This is a genomic window from Arthrobacter sp. 05L417 (genome assembly GCF_056397865.1).
The window spans coordinates 355,645-376,781 of record NZ_JBFTOG010000003.1; the positions used below are offsets into that span (position 1 = coordinate 355,645).

At 65.3% G+C, this 21,137-nt stretch carries 22 protein-coding genes and 1 riboswitch; of the genes, 16 read left to right on the top strand and 6 right to left on the bottom strand.

All coding sequences use genetic code 11. The annotated features are described in order from the left end of the window. Position 1: 1 nt before the first annotated feature. Positions 2–958: a LysR family transcriptional regulator gene (locus tag AC1DJW_RS04920; protein ID WP_284751363.1), complete on the bottom strand. Its 957-nt coding sequence runs from the start codon at positions 956–958 to the stop codon at positions 2–4. 115 nt (positions 959–1,073) lie between these two features. Here AC1DJW_RS04920 and tdh point away from each other — a divergent pair, with 115 nt between their 5' ends. The 11 genes from tdh (at position 1,074) to AC1DJW_RS04975 (ending at position 12,450) form a co-directional block, all read left to right on the top strand. Then, entirely contained in the window at positions 1,074–2,120 is a 1,047-nt protein-coding gene (gene tdh / locus AC1DJW_RS04925) for an L-threonine 3-dehydrogenase (RefSeq protein ID WP_284751362.1), read from the top strand. Positions 2,121–2,179: 59 nt separating this feature from the next. Then, positions 2,180–3,388 carry a glycine C-acetyltransferase gene (locus AC1DJW_RS04930; protein ID WP_476900850.1) on the top strand — a complete coding sequence of 403 codons (1,209 nt, stop codon included), beginning with the start codon at positions 2,180–2,182 and terminating at the stop codon, positions 3,386–3,388. Positions 3,389–3,394: 6 nt separating this feature from the next. Next, positions 3,395–4,795, top strand: coding sequence for a 6-phospho-beta-glucosidase (locus tag AC1DJW_RS04935; RefSeq protein ID WP_476900851.1), 1,401 nt, complete (start codon positions 3,395–3,397; stop codon positions 4,793–4,795). Between the two features lie 55 nt (positions 4,796–4,850). Beyond that, the gene (locus tag AC1DJW_RS04940) at positions 4,851–5,321 is read left to right on the top strand and encodes a pyridoxamine 5'-phosphate oxidase family protein (protein ID WP_284751359.1); all 471 of its coding nucleotides are present in this window, start codon (positions 4,851–4,853) and stop codon (positions 5,319–5,321) included. A 51-nt stretch (positions 5,322–5,372) separates the two neighbouring features. Further along, a complete protein-coding gene (locus AC1DJW_RS04945) occupies positions 5,373–6,470 on the top strand; it encodes an NAD(P)/FAD-dependent oxidoreductase (RefSeq protein ID WP_459340565.1) in 1,098 nt (365 codons plus the stop codon). Between the two features lie 11 nt (positions 6,471–6,481). Continuing rightward, on the top strand, positions 6,482–7,705 hold the full coding sequence (gene hutI / locus AC1DJW_RS04950) for an imidazolonepropionase (RefSeq protein WP_459340564.1): 1,224 nt from the start codon (positions 6,482–6,484) through the stop codon (positions 7,703–7,705). Positions 7,706–7,969: 264 nt separating this feature from the next. Next, complete coding sequence (locus AC1DJW_RS04955; RefSeq protein WP_284751354.1) at positions 7,970–8,887, top strand: SIS domain-containing protein; 918 nt, start codon at positions 7,970–7,972, stop codon at positions 8,885–8,887. Between the two features lie 8 nt (positions 8,888–8,895). Further along, entirely contained in the window at positions 8,896–9,846 is a 951-nt protein-coding gene (locus AC1DJW_RS04960; RefSeq protein WP_284751353.1) for an ROK family protein, read from the top strand. After that, positions 9,843–10,799 carry a 1-phosphofructokinase family hexose kinase gene (locus tag AC1DJW_RS04965; protein WP_476900852.1) on the top strand — a complete coding sequence of 319 codons (957 nt, stop codon included), beginning with the start codon at positions 9,843–9,845 and terminating at the stop codon, positions 10,797–10,799. The genes AC1DJW_RS04960 and AC1DJW_RS04965 overlap by 4 nt, the downstream gene beginning before the upstream one ends. Next, positions 10,796–11,635, top strand: coding sequence for a class II fructose-bisphosphate aldolase (locus AC1DJW_RS04970; protein WP_284751351.1), 840 nt, complete (start codon positions 10,796–10,798; stop codon positions 11,633–11,635). The genes AC1DJW_RS04965 and AC1DJW_RS04970 overlap by 4 nt, the downstream gene beginning before the upstream one ends. A gap of 23 nt (positions 11,636–11,658) precedes the next feature. Then, entirely contained in the window at positions 11,659–12,450 is a 792-nt protein-coding gene (locus AC1DJW_RS04975) for a DeoR/GlpR family DNA-binding transcription regulator (RefSeq protein ID WP_234750768.1), read from the top strand. A gap of 14 nt (positions 12,451–12,464) precedes the next feature. On the opposite strand, the gene AC1DJW_RS04980 is transcribed toward AC1DJW_RS04975, so the two are convergent. Beyond that, the gene (locus AC1DJW_RS04980) at positions 12,465–13,145 is read right to left on the bottom strand and encodes a histidine phosphatase family protein (protein ID WP_284751350.1); all 681 of its coding nucleotides are present in this window, start codon (positions 13,143–13,145) and stop codon (positions 12,465–12,467) included. A gap of 99 nt (positions 13,146–13,244) precedes the next feature. On the opposite strand from AC1DJW_RS04980, the gene AC1DJW_RS04985 reads away from it, so the two are divergent. After that, positions 13,245–14,009 (top strand): CPBP family intramembrane glutamic endopeptidase, encoded by a 765-nt coding sequence (locus AC1DJW_RS04985; RefSeq protein ID WP_390282975.1) that lies wholly within the window; start codon positions 13,245–13,247, stop codon positions 14,007–14,009. Positions 14,010–14,128: 119 nt separating this feature from the next. On the opposite strand, the gene AC1DJW_RS04990 is transcribed toward AC1DJW_RS04985, so the two are convergent. Further along, positions 14,129–14,767 carry a VOC family protein gene (locus tag AC1DJW_RS04990; protein ID WP_028266517.1) on the bottom strand — a complete coding sequence of 213 codons (639 nt, stop codon included), beginning with the start codon at positions 14,765–14,767 and terminating at the stop codon, positions 14,129–14,131. Positions 14,768–15,014: 247 nt separating this feature from the next. Between AC1DJW_RS04990 and AC1DJW_RS04995 the strand changes: the two genes are divergently transcribed. Continuing rightward, on the top strand, positions 15,015–16,331 hold the full coding sequence (locus AC1DJW_RS04995) for a bifunctional o-acetylhomoserine/o-acetylserine sulfhydrylase (RefSeq protein ID WP_476900853.1): 1,317 nt from the start codon (positions 15,015–15,017) through the stop codon (positions 16,329–16,331). Positions 16,332–16,492: 161 nt separating this feature from the next. After that, positions 16,493–16,608, top strand: a riboswitch (SAM riboswitch). 13 nt (positions 16,609–16,621) lie between these two features. Continuing rightward, positions 16,622–17,743: a homoserine O-acetyltransferase MetX gene (metX, locus tag AC1DJW_RS05000; RefSeq protein ID WP_284751347.1), complete on the top strand. Its 1,122-nt coding sequence runs from the start codon at positions 16,622–16,624 to the stop codon at positions 17,741–17,743. A 1-nt stretch (position 17,744) separates the two neighbouring features. Here the strand turns inward: metX and AC1DJW_RS05005 are convergent, their stop codons facing one another. Beyond that, positions 17,745–18,137 (bottom strand): hypothetical protein, encoded by a 393-nt coding sequence (locus AC1DJW_RS05005; RefSeq protein ID WP_390282973.1) that lies wholly within the window; start codon positions 18,135–18,137, stop codon positions 17,745–17,747. A 66-nt stretch (positions 18,138–18,203) separates the two neighbouring features. After that, complete coding sequence (locus AC1DJW_RS05010; protein WP_476900854.1) at positions 18,204–19,040, bottom strand: SGNH/GDSL hydrolase family protein; 837 nt, start codon at positions 19,038–19,040, stop codon at positions 18,204–18,206. Between the two features lie 75 nt (positions 19,041–19,115). Between AC1DJW_RS05010 and AC1DJW_RS05015 the strand changes: the two genes are divergently transcribed. Beyond that, the gene (locus AC1DJW_RS05015; RefSeq protein ID WP_390282971.1) at positions 19,116–19,763 is read left to right on the top strand and encodes an alpha/beta hydrolase; all 648 of its coding nucleotides are present in this window, start codon (positions 19,116–19,118) and stop codon (positions 19,761–19,763) included. A 64-nt stretch (positions 19,764–19,827) separates the two neighbouring features. On the opposite strand, the gene AC1DJW_RS05020 is transcribed toward AC1DJW_RS05015, so the two are convergent. Beyond that, positions 19,828–20,058 carry an RNA-binding S4 domain-containing protein gene (locus AC1DJW_RS05020; RefSeq protein WP_284751344.1) on the bottom strand — a complete coding sequence of 77 codons (231 nt, stop codon included), beginning with the start codon at positions 20,056–20,058 and terminating at the stop codon, positions 19,828–19,830. A 33-nt stretch (positions 20,059–20,091) separates the two neighbouring features. Here AC1DJW_RS05020 and AC1DJW_RS05025 point away from each other — a divergent pair, with 33 nt between their 5' ends. Further along, positions 20,092–21,120 (top strand): DMT family transporter, encoded by a 1,029-nt coding sequence (locus tag AC1DJW_RS05025; RefSeq protein WP_476900855.1) that lies wholly within the window; start codon positions 20,092–20,094, stop codon positions 21,118–21,120. The last annotated feature ends 17 nt before the right edge of the window (positions 21,121–21,137 follow it).

Consider the following 21,137-nt stretch of genomic DNA (forward strand, 5'->3'; position numbering starts at 1 on the left):
GCTAGTTGGGCTGGGAGGCGCCAGGTGATGTACCCCCGGCGAGTTCGGTCATGACGGTCTGCAGCGCTTCGCAGACCGTCATGACCGATTTCCGTTTCAGGGTCTCCGGCCTCGCGAGGATGTCGATCTTGCGCACGGAATTCACCCCCGCCAGCGGACGCAGCACCACGCCGGCGTCCAGCACGCGCTGGGCGGTGAACCGCGGGAGCAAACCTATCGCGCCGCCGTCCGCCACGAGCGAGGCAACGGTGGAATAGTCGTTGATGCGGTGCAGGACATCCGCGGGCCGTCCGCTGACGGCGACGACGGCGGCCAGCACATCCGCGGGAGAGTATCCGGCGCGGCTGGTCACCCAGGGCTGCCCGACGACGTCGGCCGGGCTGAGTTCGCGGCGCGCCGCGAGCGGGTGCCCGGCAGGCAACGCGACGTCGAGCGGTTCGTCGGCGAGCGGGATCACGGCCACTTTGTCGGTGGGCCACCCGGGGCTGTGCTCCATCCGGTGCGCCAGCACGAGGTCGTAGCGCGCGGCGAGGCCCGGAAAGTCTTCCTGGGCAACATCTTCGTCGGCGAGTTTCACGCGCGGAACGCTGTTTTCCGGACCGACATTGCGCGCGCTCGTCAATAAAGCCGCGAGTGGAGCGAACAAGGCCTGCCCCGCACTGTGGAAGGCGCTTAGGGTCACGGTGGAGCCCGGGGAGTCGTGGTAAGCGCCGATCGCCGCCTGGGCGTCCGCGAGCGCATTCACGACGGCGGCTCCGGCGTCGGCGAGGACCCGGCCCGCATCGGTGAGCACCAGGGCGCGGCCTTCCTTTCGGGTCAGGGGCACGTCCACCGATTTCTGCAGGAGTGCGAGCTGCTGGGAAACGGCCGAGGGGGTGACCATGAGCGTCTCGGCTACGGCCTTGACACTGCCGAGATCTCCTAGTTCCCTGAGCATTTGGAGCTGATGTACTTCCATTTAGCAAATGCTAAATCGTTGATTGAGAAAAACCTAGTTGTGCTAAACCGTCCGTGGGGCTTCAATGAAGTGAAACGGCACACAAACGGCCCAATCCCTTGAGTTAGGAAGACCCATGAAGGCTCTCTACAAGTCCGGTCCCCACGCTGGTTTTGAACTCGTCGAACGGCCCGAGCCGGAGGCAGGTCCGAGCGACGTCAAGATCCGCGTCATGACCACCGGCATCTGCGGAACCGACCTGCACATCCAGTCCTGGGACGCCTGGGCGCAGAGCATCATCGAGACTCCCTTGATCGCCGGACACGAGTTCTACGGCGAAGTGGTGTCTGTGGGCGAGGACGTCCGCGACGTCAAGGTAGGTGACCGCGTCTCCGGTGAAGGCCACGTGGTCTGCGGGATCTGCCGCAATTGCCGCGCAGGCCGCCGCCAGATGTGCATCCACACGGTGTCCGTGGGCGTGCAGCGAGACGGCGCCTTCGCCGAATACGTTGTCATCCCGGAGACCAACGTCTGGGTCCACCACGATCCCTCCGTCACCCCGGAGCTTGGCGCCATCTTCGACCCCTTCGGCAACGCCGTCCACACCGCCCTGAGCTTCCCCCTGGTCGGCGAGGATGTGCTCATCACAGGTGCCGGGCCCATCGGGCTCATGGCAATCGCCGTCGCGCGCCACGCCGGTGCCCGCAAGATCGCCATCACGGACGTCTCGGCTCCCCGCCTCGAACTCGCCCGGAAGATGGGTGTGGACCTCGCCGTCGACGTGTCGAAGATGCGCGTCAAGGACGCCCAGCTCGAGCTCGGCATGCGCGAAGGATTCGACATCGGCCTGGAAATGTCCGGGCATCCCACGGCCCTGCCTGAGATGATCAACAACATGAACCACGGCGGACGCATCGCCATGCTCGGCTTGCCCAGCCAGTCCATCGACATCGACTGGGGCAAAGTGGTCACGCACATGCTGACCCTCAAGGGCATCTACGGCCGCGAGATGTACGAAACCTGGTACGCCATGAGCGCCATGCTGTCCTCCAACCCCGTGCTGCACAGCCACATTTCCGCCGTCGTCACGGACAAGCTGTCCGCCACCGATTGGGAAAAGGGCTTCGAAATCGCGCGCGCCGGCATTGGCGGCAAGGTTGTCCTCGACTGGACCGAACTCTAGAACGCCGAAATCTAAGACAACGTAAAGTCCTCCCCAAGACCCCAGTACCAGGAGCCACCATGTACTCAAGCATCAAAGACCAGCTGCAAGGCGAACTTGAAGAGATCCGGACCGCAGGCCTCTTCAAGACCGAACGCCACATCGACTCGCCGCAAGCGAGCCACATCGCCGCAGGCCAGCTCGGCCAGCCGGCGAACACCGTCCTTAACTTCTGCGCCAACAACTACCTGGGCCTCGCAGACCACCCGGACATCATCGCGGCCGCCAAGTCCGCCATGGACGAGCGCGGCTTCGGCATGGCCTCCGTCCGTTTCATCTGCGGCACCCAGGACCTCCACCTTGAGCTCGAGGCCCGGGTCTCACAGTTCCTCGGAACCGAAGACACCATCCTCTTCTCCAGCTGCTTCGACGCCAACGGAGGTGTCTTCGAGTCCCTGTTCGGGGCCGAGGACGCCATCATCTCCGACTCCCTGAACCACGCCTCGATCATCGACGGCATCCGGCTCAGCAAGGCCAAGCGCTTCCGCTACGCCAACCAGGACATGGCTGACCTCGAAGCCAAGCTGATCGAGGCCTCAAGCGGCGAGGCACCGGCCCGGCGCAAGATCATCGTGACGGACGGCGTCTTCTCCATGGACGGCTACCTCGCGCCGCTCGAAGCCATCTGCGATCTCGCCGAAAAGCATGACGCGCTGGTCATGGTGGACGATTCCCACGCCGTAGGCTTCGTGGGAGCCACCGGTGCCGGAACCCCGGAACACGCGGGTGTTTCCGACAGGATCGACATCTACACCGGCACGTTCGGCAAGGCCCTTGGCGGCGCCTCCGGAGGCTACGTCTCCGGCCGCAGCGAAATCGTCGCCATGCTGCGCCAGAAGGCCCGCCCTTACCTGTTCTCCAACTCCCTGGCCCCGGCAATCGTCGCAGCCACCATCAAGGCCATTGAGCTGGTCCAGGGTTCGGGCGAGCTCCGCTCCAGGCTCTTCGAGAACGCTGCCTTGTTCCGGCGCCGCATGAGCGAGGAAGGCTTCGAACTGCTCGACGGCGAGCACGCCATCATTCCGGTGATGTTCGGCGACGCCGTGGCGGCAGCGAAGGTTGCCGACGAGATGCTCCACCATGGAGTGTTCGTCACGGCGTTCAGCTACCCCGTGGTGCCCAAGGGAGCTGCCCGGATCCGCGTGCAGCTCTCGGCCGCACACAGCTCCGAGGACGTCGAGGCGTGTGTCGAGGCCTTCGTGAAGAGCCGCGCAGCCGCGGGGCTCTGAGTTCCCATGATCCTCACCATCCTGGGCGGCGGGGGATTCCGGGTACCCCTGGTCTATTCAGCACTGCTGTCGGACCATGGGCCCGGCAGGGTCACCGAACTGAGGCTGTTCGACGCCGACCCCGCACGCCTGGGCGTGGTGGCCAGGGTCCTCGCCGACATGGCCGAGGGGGTGCCCGACGCACCTGCGGTGAGGATATTCACGGAACTGCCGGACGCCTTGCCCGGCACCGACTTCATCTTCTCCGCCATCCGGGTGGGTGGCCTGGAGGGGCGCGCCGCCGATGAGCGGATTGCCCTGGCGCACGGTGTCATCGGGCAGGAGACCGTCGGTGCCGGCGGGATTTCCTATGCCTTGCGGACCATTCCCGTGGTCCTGGACATCGCCGAGGCGGTGAAGAAGCATGCTCCGGACGCTTGGTTCATCAACTTCACCAACCCGGCCGGGGTCATCACCGAGGTCATGACGCGGGTCCTTGGCAACAAGGTGGTGGGGATCTGCGATTCGCCGGTGGGGCTGGCCAGGCGATGCTTGCTCGCGGCCGGAATCCACCGAGGCGGGGCGGCCTTTCGGGACGGCTCCGTGGAGATCGACTACATCGGCCTGAACCACCTGGGCTGGCTGCGCGGGCTGGTGGTCGACGGCGAGGATGTCCTGCCGCGGCTCCTGGCCGACCACCGCGCCATCGAGTCCTTTGAAGAGGGCCGGCTGTTCGGCGCTTCGTGGATCAAAGCCCTGGGCGCGGTTCCCAACGAGTATCTGCACTACTACTACTTCAGGCGGGAAGCGCTCGACGCCGACCGGCGCGCCCAAACCACCCGCGGCGCCTACTTGGCGCGGCAGCAGTCGTCCTTCTACAGCGGGCTGGCGGAAGCGAACGACGGCGGTGCGGAGCCCGCCCAGGCGGGTCCGTCGTCGAAGTCGGCCCTCAGGCTCTGGGAGAAGACCAAGCTCGACCGCGAAGAGACGTACATGCAGAGCAACAGGGAGGCAGCCGGTACGTTCGAACGCGACGCCGAGGACCTGGTATCCGGTGGCTACGAGGCTGTTGCCTTGGCGATCATGCGTGCCATCAGCCAGGGGGAAACGGCCCGCCTGATCCTGAACGTCCCCAATAAGGGCACCCTGGCAGAACTCGACGCCGACGCCGTCATTGAGGCGCCGTGCCTCGTGGATGCGGGCGGAGTCCGCTTGCTCCCCGCCAAGTCTCTTCCGGACTACGCGCGGGGACTTGTCGTCAACGCCAAGGCGGTGGAACGAGCCACGATCGACGCTGCGCTCACGGGTTCCCGGAGCTCTGCCTACAAGGCGATGGCGATGAACCCGCTCGTGGACTCGGTCAGGGTGGCAGAAGCGCTACTGGATGACTACATCCGTCATTTCGAGGAGCTCCAGTACCTGCGCTGAGTCCCCTTCCTGGCAACCCTGTCCCAAGGGGGATCGGAGGCCTAGTATCTGCAACATGGACAAAGATGCAGCACAACCCGTCACCGAGGTGTTGGATTCGCAGCAATGCTGGAATCTCCTGAGGGGCGTGTCCGTTGGCAGGCTGGCGGTGTGGCTCGGAGACCACCCTGACATTTTTCCGATCAATTACACCGTGGACCAGGGGACGGTTGTCTTCAGGACCGGGGCGGGCACAAAGCTTGCCGCGGCCTTGGGCGAATTCCCGGTGGCCATGGAAGTGGACGGCGTCGACGCCGACACCGGCGTCGCATGGAGTGTTGTGCTCCACGGCAAAGCGGCGCCGGTCAAGCAGATCGACGACGTCGTCAACTCGTTCTCGCTGCCCCTCTTTCCTTGGGAAGCCGGCAAGAAAGACCATTTCGTGCGGGTTCCAGCGGATTCGATCTCGGGGCGGCGCTTCACCGTCACGGAGCCCCTCACATGGTGGACCCCCTACATGGGCATCAAGCGGTCCGCGGTGGACTAGCCCCACCACCTCCCCCTCGCATCTGGGCGTGTGCGCTGACAGGATGGAGGAATGGCTGCAAACTATGACGTGGTAATTGTCGGTGGAGGCATCGCCGGGTTGTCGCTGGCTTCGGCGCTGGCCGGCCGGTGCTCGGTGGCCCTCGTGGAGGCCGAACAGATACTGGCCTACCACACATCCTCCCGCTCGGCCCGGCAATTGATCCCAAGCTACGGACCCGCCGTCGTGCAGGAACTCACCGTCCGCACCCTGGAACTGATGGGAGCCCGCGACGCCGCGTTGCCGGTACCGGTACTGGAACCGCGCTCGTTCATGTTGGTGGGCGACGAAGCCACCGTCAAGGCAGAAGCCAGCGGGCACATGCACCACATTACGCACGCCGAAGCCCTTGAGCTGTGCCCGGCGTTGAACCCTGGGTCCTTCACGGCCGCGGGCCTGGATACCGGGTCATTCGCCTGCAACGCACCCGTGCTCTTGGAAGACCACCGGCAGCGCGCCGAAGCCGGGGGAGTGGACATCATCACCGGCGCCCGGGTCCATTCGGCCCAACGCCTCCGCTCCGGCTGGCAACTGGGCGCCGGGCTGGAAGGCTTCCAGTCCGCCGTCGTGGTCAACGCAGCCGGTGCCTGGGCGGATGAACTCGCGGTGCTCAGCGGGGTGGAGAAGCTGGGCTTGCAGCCGTTCCGGCGCACCGCGGCCATCGTCGACGTCGAACGCCCCCTTCCGGTGGGCAGCCCCATGGTGGCGGCGGCGGATGACTCCTACTACTTCCGGCGTGAGGGGGCGCAAGTGCTCATTTCGCCGTCGGAGACGGTGCCGAGCGGCCCCGAAGACGCACAGCCGCGTCCCGGCGACGTGGAAGAGCTGGTGGTCCGGCTGAACTCGATCACGTCGCTGGGCATACGCTCCGTGGCCAAGGCTTGGACCGGGTTGCGCACCGAGGCCGCCGACGGCGTTCCCGTGGTGGGTTTCGACGCCGAGGCTCCGGGCTTTTTCTGGCTTGCAGGCCAAGGCGGCTACGGTTTCCAGACCTCTTCCGCCATCGCCGAGCTCGCGGCCGCGGAAATCCTGGACCACACATCCGGCATCAGTCCGGTATCCCGGACACCGAGGGAGCTGGCGGCGGCCCGTTGGTCCATCCGCCGTTGAACAATAGGTTCATGAGCGGGCAGACGAGCACACTGATCAGCAACATCGGCGAACTGATGACCCAGGACGCGGAGCACCGTGTCCTCAAGGACGCCGCCGTGGTGATCGAAGGTGAGCGGATTTCCTGGATCGGTCCGGCGTCGGAGGCTCCCTCGGCTGATGAGCACGTGGACGCGGAAGGCCGCGCGGTGCTCCCGGGCTGGGTGGACTCGCACTCGCACCTGATTTTCGCAGGGGACCGCACCGCCGAATTCGAGGCCAGGATGGCCGGCCAGAGCTACAGCGCCGGCGGCATCGCCGTCACCACCGGCGCCACGCGCGCCGCGAGCGACGAGGAACTGACGCGACTCGCCGCCGGGCGCGTGGCCGAAGCCGTTTCCCAGGGCACCACCTACCTTGAGAGCAAGACCGGCTACGGACTGGACCTTGAAAACGAGGCCCGCAGCGCACGCATCGCGGCAGCGACCGTGGACGAAGTCACCTACCTCGGCGCGCACTTGGTCCCGGCCGGTGCCGACGCCGAGGAATACACGGACCTCGTCTGCGGTCCGATGCTCGACGCCGTCCGCCCGTATGTCAGCTGGGCCGATGTCTTCTGCGAGCGCGGCGCTTTCACTGAAGAACAGTCGCGTCGCGTCCTGACCGCCTGCCGCGATGCGGGCCTGGGCCTGCGTGTGCACGGCAACCAATTGGGTGAAGGACCTGGTGTGCAGTTGGCCGTGGAGTTCGGTGCTGCCAGCGTTGACCACGTCAATTACCTTTCAGCGGCCGATATCGAGGCGCTCGCCGGAACCTGGAGCGGCTGGGATGCCTCCACCGGAGCGGGCACGCGCGGCACGGTGGCCACGTGCCTGCCTGCCTGCGATCTCTCCACCCGGCAGCCGCTCGCGCCGGGCCGCGCGTTGATCGACGCGGGGGTGCAGATTGCCTTGGCCGCAAACTGCAATCCCGGCACCTCCTACACGAGCTCCATCGCCTTCTGCGTCACCACGGCGGTGCTGCAGATGCACTTGAGCGTCCACGAAGCCGTCCGGGCGGCCACCTACGGCGGCGCGCTGGCGCTGGGCAGGGAGTCGGGCAACGACGTCGACGGCGAACGGGCGGTGGGTTCGATCGCCGTCGGGCACCGCGCCGACCTGCACATGCTCAAGGCGCCGTCGGCGACGCACCTGGCGTACCGTCCCGGCATCCCGCTGACTTTCGCGGTGTGGCGGGCAGGCGTCCGCGCGGTCTAGGGCCGCCTACCGCAACACACTTTCGCAACACCGGCAGGGCCTCTCCACGCGGAGGGGCCCTGCTTTTGCTTGTGCACTCTAGCGACCCCAGGGCGGGGTTCCGCCCTGGGGGTAGTCATTCCCATTTGCCAGGCGCGCCTTGCGGTCGCAACGATCCTTGTGCGATTGAATATGATCGTTTAGTGTTTATATGGATCATAAAACGTCAAATCATTGAGTGTTGAAGAGCGCGTCGACGAAGCGCGGACAGGAATGGTAAGTGCGATGAGTAACAACACCCTCGGGGCCTTCATGGAAGAAGAGCTTGTTTCGCAGCCCGAGGTCTGGCAGCGGGCCATCGAGCAGTCCAAGGCGGAGCACCTGCTTCCCGCCGACGGTGAGCGGATCGCCGTCGTTGGTTGCGGTACCTCATGGTTCATGGCGCAAAGCTATGCCGCTGCCCGCGAAGCCGCGGGCAAGGGCGTCACGGACGCGTTCGCAGCGTCCGAAGCCTTCCTCAATCACAACAGCGCGGGCCGCCAGTACGACGCCGTGATCGCCATCACCCGCTCCGGCACCACCACTGAGGTTCTTGAGTTGTTGGAAGCCTTGCGCGGGAAAGTCCGTACGGTTGCGGTGATCGGGGACGTGAATTCGCCTATCACCACCCTGGCCGACGCCGTGATCGGCCTCCCTTACGCCGACGAGAAATCGGTGGTCCAGACCCGCTTCGCCACGACGGCCCTCGTGTACCTCCTGACGAGCCTGGGCATCGAACTCGGCACGGCAATCGAGGACGCCCGTACCGCTGTGACCGAACCTGTTTCCCAGGAGCTGCTCGACGCTGAACAGTTCACCTTCCTCGGCACGGGCTGGACGGTTGGGCTGGCCCACGAAGCCGGGCTCAAGATGCGTGAGGCAGTGCAGGGCTGGACCGAATCCTATCCGGCGATGGAATACCGGCACGGTCCCATTTCCATTGCTGCACCTGGCCGGGTGACGTGGATCTTTGGCCCGCAGCCCGAGGGACTGGACGCCGACATGGGGCGCACGGGCGCCCTCTACGTCAACACCGGCAAGCACCCGCTCGCCGAGCTGGCACGGGTCCACAAGGTCACCCTGGAGCGGGCACGCGTGCGCGGCCTCAACCCGGACCTGCCGCGCAACCTCACGCGCTCTGTCGTCCTGAACGCCACGGCCTAGGTAATCCCATGGTTCTCGGAGCCGCTGAATCCGCAGTCCTGGCCTTTGATGTGGGCGGGACGGACCTGAAGGCAGGCCTTGTCGACACGGCCGGGAATGTCCTGGGTTTGCGCCGCACTGCTACGCCGCATGATCCCTTGCGGCCGGGCGAGGCAATCCTGGACGCCGTTGCGGCATTGGCGGCTGAGTTTGCCGCTGAGTTCCCGGGCCACCCGGCGAAAGCCGCGTGCATTGTTGTTCCGGGAATCGTTGACTCAGACACCGGGGTGGGGATCTATTCGGCGAACCTGGGTTGGCGGAACTTTCCCTTCGGGGAAAAGGCCGCGCAGCGCCTCGGGCTGCCGGTCTCCTTCGGGCATGACGTCAGCACGGCGGCCGAAGCCGAATTCCGTTTCGGAGCGGCCCGCGATTTTCGCAACGTCGTGGTGATGGTGGTCGGCACCGGGATCGCCGCCGCCGTCATCTCCGACGGGTACCCGGTGCGCGCAGGCGGCTTCGCCGGGGAACTGGGCCACGCCCTCGTACCGGACCCGGACGGTCCCGGGACCGCGATCCTCGAGGCCGTCGGCTCCGCCGGAGCGATCGCCCGGCGTTACAGCGACAAGGCCGGAACTCCGCGCGCCGGTGCCCGTGAAGTCCTCGAACGGGCCCAAGCGGGCGATGCCCTTGCAGCCCGGATCTGGGCCGACGCGGTGGACGCCCTCGCCTTCAGCCTCAGCCAATGCGTCAGCATCATCGGCACCGAAGCAGTGGTTGTGGGCGGCGGCCTTGCCGAAGCGGGAGAAGGACTCCTCCAGCCGCTCCGTTCGCGCCTTGACGAACTCCTCGACTTCCAACGCCGGCCGATCATCATGCGCGCGCAACTTGGCCAGGATGCAGGCTTGCTCGGCGCCGCCATGAGGGCCCGGGCCCTGCTCCCGGCCGCGAAGGCCGCCTCCGGCACGGGGACGGGACGATGAACCACGCCATGAAACGGGTCATCACCGTCACGCCCAACCCGGCCATCGACCTCAGCTATCACGTCGCCGGGATCACCCCCGGTGCAAGTCATCGCGTAGCCGCACCGCTCAGCCGCGCAGGCGGAAAAGGCCTCAATGTTGCGCGCGTGGCCCACCAGCTGGGCCATCCCGTGCTGGCACTCGCGCCCTCGGGCGGCCCGGCCGGTGCCGAATTCGCCGCCGAACTGCTCAGCAGCGGCGTGCCGCACCGATTGATTCCGGTCGCCGCGGAAACACGGCGCAGCATCGCCCTCGTGGACACGGTGGGTGGCGAAACGTCCATTTTCAATGAAGAGGGGAGCCCCCTCCAACCGTCCGAATGGCAGGCGCTGGCAGCCGCCGTCGTCGACGCCCTCGACGGGGAGAGCGCAGGCGTGCTCGTCGGTTCCGGCAGCCTGCCACCCGGCGCGCCGGCCGACTTCTACCCGGCGCTGGTGAGCCTGGCGCACGACGCCGGGATTCCCGCCGTCGTCGATACCTCCGGTCCCGGGATCATCGCCGCCGCGCGGGCCGGGGCGGACCTCCTCAAGCCCAACAACCACGAACTCCTCGAAGCAACAGGGGAAAGCAGCCTGGATGTCGCGGCACGGCGATTGATCGCTTTGGGTGCCAGGACAGTCCTGGTCAGCGCCGGTGCCGAAGGCATGCTCGCGTTCCACCATGCCGCCCCCGGAGGCTACTGGAGCGCCCGGCTCCCGGAACCACTCAGCGGCAACCCCACGGGAGCCGGCGACGCCGGAGTGGCGGCGGCCGCCGTCGCGCTCGCCGCCGGCATCACCGACATCCCTACGATCCTCCGCCGGGCAACAGCCTGGTCCGCCGCCGCAGTGCTCATGCCTGCCGCCGGTGAGATCTCGCCGCTTTATACGGACCTCGAAGACCAACTCATTCTCAGCTGGAAGGAGACCCTGTGACGCTCGTCAGTACACGGGAACTCATGGATACCGCCGCGGCCAATGGCATCGGACAGGGCGCCTTCAATGTCATCCACCTCGAAACCGCGGAAGGCCTGGTTGCCGGGGCGGAGGCGGCAGGCGTCCCGTTGATCCTGCAAATCTCGGAGAACTGCGTCCGTTTCCACGGCGGGCTCGTGCCGATTGCACGGGGTGCCATGTCCATCGCCCGGGACTCCTCGGTGCCCGTGGCCCTGCACCTGGACCATGCCGAATCCGAAGAGCTGGCCCTGCAGGCCGTCGACCTCGGGTTCGGTTCCGTCATGTACGACGGCGCGCACTTGCCTTATGGCTCGAACGTTGACGTCACGCGTCGGGTCGCCAGATACGCCCGGGAGCACGGGGTCTACGTCGAGGCCGAACTTGGGAAGGTGGGAGGCAAGGACGGTGCCCATGCTCCGGGAGTCCGGACGGATCCGGCGGAGGCCCGCTCCTTCGTGGATGCCACCGGCGTTGACGCCCTCGCCGTCGCCGTCGGTTCCTCGCACACCATGACCGAACGCAGTGCCGCCTTGGACTTGGCCCTCATCACCCGGCTCAAGCAGGCCGTCCAGCTGCCGCTCGTCCTTCACGGGTCCTCCGGAGTAGCAGATGAAATGCTGGTGGCGGCAATCCGGGCCGGTATGACTAAGATCAACGTATCCACACACTTGAACGGGTTCTTCACCCGCGCCGTCCGTGAGTACCTGGATGCCAACCCTTCCGTGGTGGACTCCCGCAAGTACATCAAGGCCGGACGGGACGCCCTGGTGTTGGAAACCGCACGTCTGCTGACGCTGTTCGCGAAGGTGAATTAGTCCCAATTTCCGGAAGGTTCGTGATGACCCGCAACGATCGACTGACAGCCATCCTTGATCTCCTCGCCGAGTCAGGGCATGTCGAGGTCGAGGATATCGTGACCCGCCTGGCAGTCTCGCCAGCCACGGCCCGTCGTGACTTGGACAGCCTCGCCAAGCAGCGGCTCCTGAGCCGTACCCGTGGCGGTGCAACCACGGGATCAGTGGCCTACGAACTCCCGGGGCGCTACAACAGGGATGATCACGCCGAGGCAAAGCAGCAGATTGCCTTGGCGGCCTCCGAGCTCATCATGCCCGGGGCCGTGATCGGACTGAGCGGCGGCACCACCAACACGGCCTTGGCCCAAGTGCTGTCCACCCGCGAAGACCTGAACGCGCCCTCCAACCGCCCAATGCTGACTGTGGTCACCAACGCGATCAACATCGCCGCCCAGCTTGCCGTGCGCCCTAACATCAAGATCATGGTCACCGGTGGCATCCTGAACCCGCGTTCCTACGAACTTGTGGGGCCCTACACCGATGTCATCATGCAGAAGGTTGCCTTGGACATCGCCTTTATCGGCGTCAACGGAGTCGATCCGAAGATCGGCCCCACCATCACCGACGAGGGAGAAGCCATGGTGAACACCGTCATGGCCCGGCGCGCCACGGACTCCTATGTCCTGGCCGACTCCACGAAGATCGGCAAGCGTGCCTTCGCCGCGATGGCCGGATACGACTTCCGGAGGCTCATCACGGACTCGGGCATCACGGCAGAGGACAAGGCGGCATTTGAAGCCAGCGGCACCGAAGTGATCGTCGCCAAGGACGCCTAGCAGCGTTGTGGCCGTTAGAAAACCATCGGGGGAGCGTTCAGCACGGTTTCGTCCGTGCTGCGCTGCACCCACTGGCTGAACGGCGTGTCGAGATCGTACTTGTCCTGGTCGTTGCGGATAAGTGTCCGTAGCTCCGCGTTGCCGGGGTTGTTGAGGGACTCGAAGTACTCCACCGACCAGTGGAACCATCGCATGCAGAAGAGCCGCATGGTGAGGCCATGGGTTACCAGCAGGGTGTTGGGCGCGTAATCGGGCTTTTCCCAATGCCGGTACAGCGTTTCCATGAAGGACGAAATCCGGTCGTAGACATCGGAGCCTGATTCGCCCTCGCGGAACCGGTAGAAGAAATGTCCGTAGAGGTTGCGAAGCTCCTTCTGGTCCCCGATGTCTCCGGCAATCTGGAAGTTGGCCCAGTCCTGTTCACGCAGCCGGGGCTCCTCGATCACCCTTTCCGTGAGGCTGCCCAGATTCAGTGCCTCGAGGGTCTGGTATGCCCGAAGGTACGGCGAGACGTAAACGCATACGGGTTCGCCGGCGAGCTTCCTGCGCAGCACCTCACCCGCTGCCCGTGCCTGCCCGACGCCAAGCTCCGTCAGTGGGATGCGGTAATCGGGCACACGGTTGTAGATGGAAGTGTCGGCGTTGGCGGCGGACTGGCCGTGCCGGATCATGAAGATTCGTGCGGGCGCGCTCATCCCACCAAGCATAGGGTCAGGAGCAGCCCGGCCCATGCAAGCGGACTCCGGGGACCCGGCTCAAGGAAAACATCAGGGAAATGAAGGCAAGATAGGAGCATGCTCCTAGCCTCAACGCGCCGGTTGCGCGCCGAAGTACTGATTGTCCTTGGCCTGTCTCTGGGCCAATCGGCCGTGTACTCCGTGGTGCAGTTGTTGGACAAGATGACCCAGGGGCCTTTGGCCCATGCGACGTCCACCCTCAACCGCTCGCAGAGCACGCGAGAGTACTTCGACCTCACCTACCAACTGCTGGATATCGCGTTCGCGCTGGTCCCTGTGGTGTTGGTGTTCTACTTCCTGTCCTTGCACCGCCAGACCGCGGAGAGTCCATCGGGTTTCACCCGGCTGGGCTTCAACTTCGCCCGCCCGGGCCGCGACACGTTGCAAGGACTGGGCCTCGCCGCGCTGATCGGGATCCCGTCGCTGGGCCTCTATGCGGCCGGCCGCGCCCTGGGGATCACGACGGCGATCATCCCCAGCGGCCTGGACTCCTACTGGTGGACAGTGCCCGTTCTGGTCCTGTCCGCGGTGCGGCACGCCGTCGTCGAGGAAGTCATCGTGGTGGGCTACCTCCTCGACCGTTTCGCGAAGTTCGGATGGAGCACACCGTTGGCGATCGTGCTCAGCGCGCTCCTTCGCGGCAGCTACCACCTGTACCAAGGCTTCGGACCGTTCATCGGCAATGCGGTCATGGGCCTCGTGTTCGGCTGGATCTACACCAAGACCAAACGGGTCATGCCGCTCGTGGTGGCGCACGCACTCCTGGACATTGTGGCGTTCGTCGGCTTCAGCGTCTTCGGCAAGGCCGTCGGGCTGGGGTAAGGCGCGTTAAAAGGTTTCGGCCGCCATCGCTGGGTGACGTCATTGGCACCCGCATATGGCGGCCGAAGTTTTCCGGGCCTCCTCGCCCGATGTCCCTCAGAAGGTGATGCGAGGGTCCGTCAGATGGTGACGGCTCCGTTGGCGGTTTCGAACGTTACCGACATGATTCCCGGCGTTCCGTGCGGTGCCATCCATTGGACGGCGACGTCCTCAAGCGGCTTCTCCACGGGTTCTCCGAGCCACTCGGTGACGCGCTCCGCCGAGCCGGCGATCGTGAGGCTGGACATCTTGACGTCGCTCGGGTAGACGAGGGACGGATGAAGTGCGGGGTCGCCCTCCCAACGGAGCAAGTACGGAACCTGGGGATCGGCGATGAGTCCCAGGATTCCGATCTGCGACCAGACGAGTTCGCGCCCGTCCGGAAACTTGCGGTTGCCGGGAACCGCGGCGCGTCCGAGCCGCTGTTCGAACGGGCTCAGGTCGTCAACAGCGACGCACCAGCCCATCCATCCACCTCCCGCGGCGGAGCGTGCACGGACGGCTTGTCCAAAAGGTGCCTTGTCGGATGCCGGGTGGTCAAGGACCTCGACAACCTCCAGGTATTTGTGGTCAGCAAGGGGAATGATCATGTTCCGGGTACCGAAGCGCGGGTGCACTCCGCCCCGGACTGCGTCCACTCCCAATGCTGCGGAAATCCGCTCGGTGGTGGCCAAGAGGCCATCTCGTTCACAAGCGTAAGAGACGTGATCCATGCGCATGGCTTCATCTTGGCACTTTGTGATGGAGCTCTCAGCTAAGTCAAGCCTAACTAAGGTGGGATGTATCGAAAAGGCAGCTCAGGGTCACTTCAGGACGCGCCAGGACCGAAAACTACCGTGTTCGTCACAAAGCTTCCGGAGCCCGCAACGCCGTCCCTAGACTGGCGGCAACCGAACGCCGGCTGGCTTAATCCCGCAGGCCGGCAGGCTGAAGCACGGCAAATCGCCCAGACAACCAGGAGTCCGCATGTCCCAAGGATGGTCATTCGAAACGCGCCAGATCCACGCCGGCCAGGAGCCTGACGCCGCCACGGGCGCCCGGGCACTCCCCATTTACCAGACCACCTCATTCGTCTTTCCCAGTGCGGAAAGCGCGGCCAACCGCTTTGCGCTGGCCGAATTGGCGCCCATCTACACCCGGATCGGCAACCCCACGCAGGATGCGGTGGAACAGCGCATAGCGAGCCTGGAAGGAGGCTTGGCGGCGCTCCTGCTGAGCTCCGGCCAGGCCGCGGAAACGTTCGCCATCCTCAACGTGGCCGAGGCCGGTGACCACGTGGTCGCCAGCCCGAGCCTCTACGGCGGGACTTACAACCTGCTGGCGCACACGCTGAAGAAGTTCGGAATCTCGGTCACCTTCGTCGAAGACCCGGACAACCTCGATCACTGGCGCGACGCCGTGCAGCCGAACACCAAGCTGTTCTTCGCCGAAGTCGTCTCCAACCCCCGCCAAGACGTTTTGGACATCGAGGGCGTCTCCCGCACCGCACATGAGGCCGGAGTCCCGCTCGTCGTGGACAACACCCTCGCCACGCCCTACCTGATCAGGCCCATCGAGTGGGGCGCGGACATCGTGGTGCATTCGGCCACCAAGTACCTGGGTGGGCACGGTTCTGCTATTGCCGGTGTCATCGTGGACTCCGGCAACTTCGATTTCGGCAAGGACCCTGAGCGGTTCCCCAACTTCAACACCCCGGACCCCAGCTACAACGGCCTGGTCTATGCCCGCGACCTCGGCAAGGACGGTGCCCTCGGCGCGAACCTTTCCTACATCCTCAAGGCCCGCGTCCAGCTCCTGCGCGACCTTGGCTCGGCCGTTTCACCGTTCAACGCTTTCCTGATCTCGCAAGGAATCGAAACCCTCAGCCTGTGGGTGGAACGCCACGTGGACAATGCCACCAAGGTGGCGCAATGGATCGAAGGGCGCGACGACGTCGAATCGGTCGCCTACGCGGGGCTGCCTTCCAGCCCGTGGTTCGAACGCGGACGGAAGTACGGACCCCGGGGCACCGGCGCGGTGGTGTCCTTCACCATCCGCGGCGGGATCGATGCCGGCAAACGCTTCGTGGACGCCCTGGAGTTGCATTCCCACGTGGCAAATATCGGCGACGTCCGTTCCTTGGTCATCCACCCGGCGTCCACGACGCACAGCCAGTTGACGCCCGAACAGCAGGCTGTGGCCGGAGTGACTCCGGGCCTGGTGCGGCTGTCCGTCGGGATCGAGCACATCGACGATATCCTCGCGGACCTCGAGTCGGGATTCCGGGCAGCCAAGGGCGCCTAGTACTGCCCCGGATGGCGCAGGGAGGCTGGCCGGCGACGCAGGACGAATCTTCGCCGACCGGCCTCCTGGGCTTCAACTTCATGAACAAAACGCGGTCAAGTGTCACAAAGATGTCATAATCTTCGTCAGAAGGGGTCCGGTTTTCCTAGACTCTTCCTATAGGTCATGAGTGCCAGCGACAGCCCCGGCTTGCTGGCCGGCAACCCTCCATTCGCGGTGGGGTGCCCCGGGTGAAGACCTGGCCCTTCGCTGTATTGGCGACGGGCAAGCGCGATGTGAGGTGTCAACGAATGACAATTGCTGCAACAGCCATACCCCTTTCCGGTACCCAGGACGGAACCCTCAAGTATGTTTCCGTGGGTGGACTCGAACTGGAGGCCGGAGGTTTCCTGCCGGACGTCGTCCTTGCGTACGAGACGTGGGGGCGGCTCAACGCAGACTCTTCCAACGCCGTCCTGGTGGAACACGCCCTGACCGGAAGCACCCATGTGGCCCGCGGCGAGAGCGATGAAGAAGGCTGGTGGGAGCAACTCGTCGGCCCCGGCGCCACCATCGACACGGACCGCTACTTCGTGGTCTCCGTCAACATCGTGGGAGGCTGCTACGGCAGCACCGGGCCGTCGTCGAGCGCTCCCGACGGCAAGGCGTGGGGCTCCCGCTTCCCGCTCGTGACCCTGCGGGACAGCACCGTAGCCGAAGCCCGGCTGGCCGACGTCCTGGGGATCCGCAGTTGGCATACCGTGGTGGGCGGGTCCATGGGCGGTGCCCGTGCATTGGAATGGGCCGTCAGCTATCCGGACCGCGTCAAGCGATGCGCCGTGATTTCGATCGGGGCGTACAGCACTGCCGAGCAGATCGCGTTTGCACAGGCCCAGACGCTCGCCATCCGGCAGGACGCCGACTTCAACGGCGGCGACTACTATGGCCAGTCCGCCCCCGAGGCGGGGTTGGCCCTTGCCCGGCGGATCGCCCACATCACGTACCGTTCGGCGGATGAACTGGACTTCCGCTTCGGCCGGAACGCCCAGGGCGGCGAGGCGCCCCTCCAGGCTGCCGCGCTGGGGGACCGGGGCCGCTACCAGGTGGAGAGCTATCTCGACCATCAGGGACGCAAGCTGGTCCAGCGCTTCGACGCCAACAGCTACATCGCCATCACCGAGGCGCTCATGAGCCACGACATCACCCGCGGCCGGGGCTCATTGGAGGATGCGTTGTCCGTGGCAACCGCGAAGTTCTTCGTTGCCTCGGTGGACTCGGACCGGCTCTACTTCCCGGAACAATCCCACGAGCTGGCCAAGGCCTTGCCCGGAGAGGTTCCCGTTCACGTGATCGAGGCGCCGATCGGGCACGACGGGTTCCTCACCGAGATCGGCCAGCTCGGTCCCCAGCTGCGAGAGGCCTTCTTCGGCTGAATCAGCCGTTCATGATTTCCTGGCGGAGCTTCATGTAGTCCTCCATCGCGATTTTCCCGTCGCTGTACTCCTGGTCCAGCTCGGCCAGTTTCCGTGCCCGGTAGCCTTGGGGAGCGCTGTTCGGCTGGGGAACGCTGTTCGCTTGGGGAGTAGCCGACGACGGCGGAGCGGCCTGCGGCGCGGGCGTCGCCACCGGGAGTTGGGGTTCAGCCGGGAGCACTAGCGGAGGCTGCTCCGGGTATCCGATGGGGTAGTTCTGTGGAGGATAGGGCGGCGCGGGGTAATTCTGCGGAGGGAAGTCCCGGAGCCTGCGCTGGCGCGATCGGTTGTACATGCGGATCCCCATGGGAATCAGCCAAGAGCAGACGATGATCCAGAAGATCAAATTGTTCACGGTGGGGGCCTCCCTGTCTTTCACCAGCTTAGCTCCGCTCCCTGTGACCCACCTCGTGGTTCCCGGTCAGCTCCGGGGCAGGATGGCGTCGGCAGGACCGAAGACAGGTCCCGGCGTCGGGCGTTTCGGCAAGATTCCGTCACCGGAGGACTGGTGACGGATCCGGCGGATGACCCACGGGACAAAGTACTCCCGTGCCCATACGAGGTCGCCCGAGCGGGCCTCGCGCCAACTGCGCTGGGGGAGCGGCTTCGGGGACAGCGGCTCGAGGTTGTGCGGCACATTGAGGGAATCGAGGACCATTGCTGCGATGGTGTGATGGCCGAGCGGCGAGAAGTGCAGGCGGTCTTCGTCCCACATCTGGGAGTTGGAGAGTTGCCGCAGGGACCACATATCGGCGATCACGGCATCGTGGCGGGCGGCAACCGTGCGGAGGTTTTCGTTGTAGATGGCCACTTTGCCGCGGATCCGGCCGAGGACCGAGGACGCGGTGTCCGGACCGTTGAAGAGAACCACGGTGGCGCCTTCGGAACTCAGGGTCTGCACGGCGGCATCGAGTTTCTCCGCCAAGGCGTCGGGGTCGCCGCCGGGACGGATAAGGTCGTTGCCGCCTGCGGAGATGCTCACGAGGTCCGGCTTGAGGTCCATGCACGGGCTAAGTTGTTCGTCGAGGATCTGCTGCAGGAGCCGCCCGCGGATGGCCAGGTTGGCGTAGGCGAAATCCCGGTGTCCCCGGCTCAGTTCCTCGGCTACGCGGTCGGCCCAGCCACGATGTCCCCCGGGGTTGTTGGGCTCGGGGTCGCCGATCCCTTCGGTAAAGGAATCACCCAATGCCACGTAGCGGGTCCACGGATGAATCCGTTCGTCCGGCTTTGGTCCCACCGTGGGATCAATGTCACTCACGTCGATATCCTGCCTCTTGCTGCAACGCCACGCGCCTGTGGCTTGTTACTCATGGGTAACTGTAAGAATAGTCCCATGAGTCAAGCTTCCGCCTTTCCTGCCCCGGTCGTTTTGTGGTCCCACGAAGAGGAGGAGCGGGCTGGGAAGCCATTGCTGGTCCTGCTGCACGGTTACGGGTCCAACGAGCAGGACCTCTTCAGCCTTGCCGGCCTGTTGCCCCGGGACTTCGTCGTCGCTTCGCTCCGCGCACCGATCGCCACGGGCCCGGGCTTCACGTGGTTCCCGCTCACGGCGTCCATCGACTACTCGCTCGACGCCGTCAAGGACGCAGCAGAGTACGTGTTTTCCTGGTTGGACTCGTGCAAGTCCAACCACAGCTCGGTAACGCTCCTCGGGTTCTCCATGGGCATGGCGATGGCCACCTCGCTGTTGCGGCAGCGCCCGGCGGACTTCGCCGCCGTCGTCGGGCTTTCAGGTTTCGCCGTCGACGCCGATGCCGACCCCGCGTTCCGCGACGCCGAACTGGACGGTTCCGTGCCGCTCTTCTGGGGACGCGACCAGCAGGATCCTGTCATTACTCCGGACAAGATCGAATACACCATGGGGTGGGTGCGAAAGCACACGGACCTCACCAAGGTGCTCTACACAGGCATGTGGCACGGCATCAACCAGCAGGAAATCGGCCACGTGGGCGAATTCTTGGAGCACAAGGTCCTCTCCTAGCAACGCGGGGTCACTTACGGCCCATCCTGGGGCGCGTAATGGGCCGTAAGTGACCCCGCGTTTGCTAGGCAGCGGCAGTGATCCGCACGGTCTGTCCGTTGACGGTCACGGTATCGCCTGCGTGAAGCTGGCGGCCGCGCCGTTCGTCGATCTCGCCGTTGACTTTGACCAGGCCATTCTTGATGAGTTCCGTGGCTTCCACGCCGTCTTCCACCAGGTTGGCGAGCTTCAGGAGCTGACCGAGTCGGATCATGTCGTCGCGGATGGGGATTTCTTCGATTTCCGGGTTGCTCATACAAGCAATGATGCCTGAAGTAGGGTGGTGAAAATGCCGCGAACTTCTCCTCCCTTGCTCACCGGCCTGCTGCTTGCGGTGGCGAACGGTACCCTGCTTCCGGTCCAAGGCCGGATCAACAGTGCGCTGGGGGCCAGGCTCGACGACGGCGTCGCGGCCGCCGTCGTCAGCTTCACTACCGGGCTGGTATTGATCGCCGTGATCGGCCTTGCACTGCCGAAAGGCCGCGCTGGTTTGCGCCGGATAGTGCCTGCCGTCAAGGAGCGCAGCTTTCCGCGGTTCTATGTGGTGGCCGGCGGGATCGGCGCCCTCTACGTGATTGCCCAATCGTTCACTATTGGCCTGCTTGGCGTCGCGTTGTTCACGGTAGCCGTGATCACCGGGCAGACCGTGAGCGGCCTTTTCGTGGACCGGCTCGGCATCGGTCCCGGCGGCAAACGCACGATCACCGGGGTCCGCATCCTCGGCAGCGTCCTGACGATCGCCGCCGTCGTCTGGGCCGTGTCGCCGTGCCTCGGGGCGGCCGCCGACGTCGGGTCCTTGCTGCTCCCGATCCTGTTACCGGTCGTGGCGGGTTGCCTCATGAGTTTCCAGCAGGCCATGAACGGCACCGCGACCGTGCACTACGGCAGCCCCATCGCCGCGACGCTGGTGAATTTCATGGCCGGAACGGTCATTCTCTGGATCACCTGGCTCATCAAAGTGTTGGTGGTTGGTCCCGGCCACGCCCTGCCTGCTGAGTGGTGGTATTACGTGGGCGGCCCGATGGGCTGCGTCTTTATCGGCCTGGCGGCCTTGTTGGTCCGCAGCCTTGGTGTGCTCGTGACGGGGCTGGGGATGATCGCCGGGCAACTGCTCGGATCCCTCGCACTTGACCTGGTCCTGCCGGCTCCCGGAACCGTGGTTGCCTTCCCCACGATCCTTGGCACCTTGCTGACCCTGTTCGCCATCATTGTCGCCACATTGCCTTGGCCGAAGGGCGCGCTCTCTTCCCGCCGTCCCGCCAAGAGCCATTCGGGCCAGTCCCGGAGGCAGGACAGCGGTCAAAGGCCGGTAGGCTAGGACACGCAGCTTCCTGC

Bases quoted from the DNA above. Each gene is read 5' to 3' on its own strand.
- AC1DJW_RS04930 (WP_476900850.1), top strand. From the start codon at position 2,180: ATGTACTCAAGCATCAAAGACCAGCTGCAAGGCGAACTTGAAGAGATC.
- metX (WP_284751347.1), top strand. From the start codon at position 16,622: ATGACAATTGCTGCAACAGCCATACCCCTTTCCGGTACCCAGGACGGA.
- AC1DJW_RS04945 (WP_459340565.1), top strand. From the start codon at position 5,373: ATGGCTGCAAACTATGACGTGGTAATTGTCGGTGGAGGCATCGCCGGG.
- AC1DJW_RS04920 (WP_284751363.1), bottom strand. From the start codon at position 958: ATGGAAGTACATCAGCTCCAAATGCTCAGGGAACTAGGAGATCTCGGC.
- hutI (WP_459340564.1), top strand. From the start codon at position 6,482: ATGAGCGGGCAGACGAGCACACTGATCAGCAACATCGGCGAACTGATG.
- AC1DJW_RS04935 (WP_476900851.1), top strand. From the start codon at position 3,395: ATGATCCTCACCATCCTGGGCGGCGGGGGATTCCGGGTACCCCTGGTC.
- AC1DJW_RS04975 (WP_234750768.1), top strand. From the start codon at position 11,659: ATGACCCGCAACGATCGACTGACAGCCATCCTTGATCTCCTCGCCGAG.
- AC1DJW_RS04940 (WP_284751359.1), top strand. From the start codon at position 4,851: ATGGACAAAGATGCAGCACAACCCGTCACCGAGGTGTTGGATTCGCAG.
- AC1DJW_RS04960 (WP_284751353.1), top strand. From the start codon at position 8,896: ATGGTTCTCGGAGCCGCTGAATCCGCAGTCCTGGCCTTTGATGTGGGC.
- AC1DJW_RS05015 (WP_390282971.1), top strand. From the start codon at position 19,116: ATGAGTCAAGCTTCCGCCTTTCCTGCCCCGGTCGTTTTGTGGTCCCAC.
- AC1DJW_RS04965 (WP_476900852.1), top strand. From the start codon at position 9,843: ATGAACCACGCCATGAAACGGGTCATCACCGTCACGCCCAACCCGGCC.
- AC1DJW_RS04980 (WP_284751350.1), bottom strand. From the start codon at position 13,145: ATGAGCGCGCCCGCACGAATCTTCATGATCCGGCACGGCCAGTCCGCC.
- AC1DJW_RS04995 (WP_476900853.1), top strand. From the start codon at position 15,015: ATGTCCCAAGGATGGTCATTCGAAACGCGCCAGATCCACGCCGGCCAG.
- tdh (WP_284751362.1), top strand. From the start codon at position 1,074: ATGAAGGCTCTCTACAAGTCCGGTCCCCACGCTGGTTTTGAACTCGTC.
- AC1DJW_RS04955 (WP_284751354.1), top strand. From the start codon at position 7,970: ATGAGTAACAACACCCTCGGGGCCTTCATGGAAGAAGAGCTTGTTTCG.
- AC1DJW_RS04990 (WP_028266517.1), bottom strand. From the start codon at position 14,767: ATGCGCATGGATCACGTCTCTTACGCTTGTGAACGAGATGGCCTCTTG.
- AC1DJW_RS05020 (WP_284751344.1), bottom strand. From the start codon at position 20,058: ATGAGCAACCCGGAAATCGAAGAAATCCCCATCCGCGACGACATGATC.
- AC1DJW_RS05025 (WP_476900855.1), top strand. From the start codon at position 20,092: ATGCCGCGAACTTCTCCTCCCTTGCTCACCGGCCTGCTGCTTGCGGTG.
- AC1DJW_RS04985 (WP_390282975.1), top strand. From the start codon at position 13,245: ATGCTCCTAGCCTCAACGCGCCGGTTGCGCGCCGAAGTACTGATTGTC.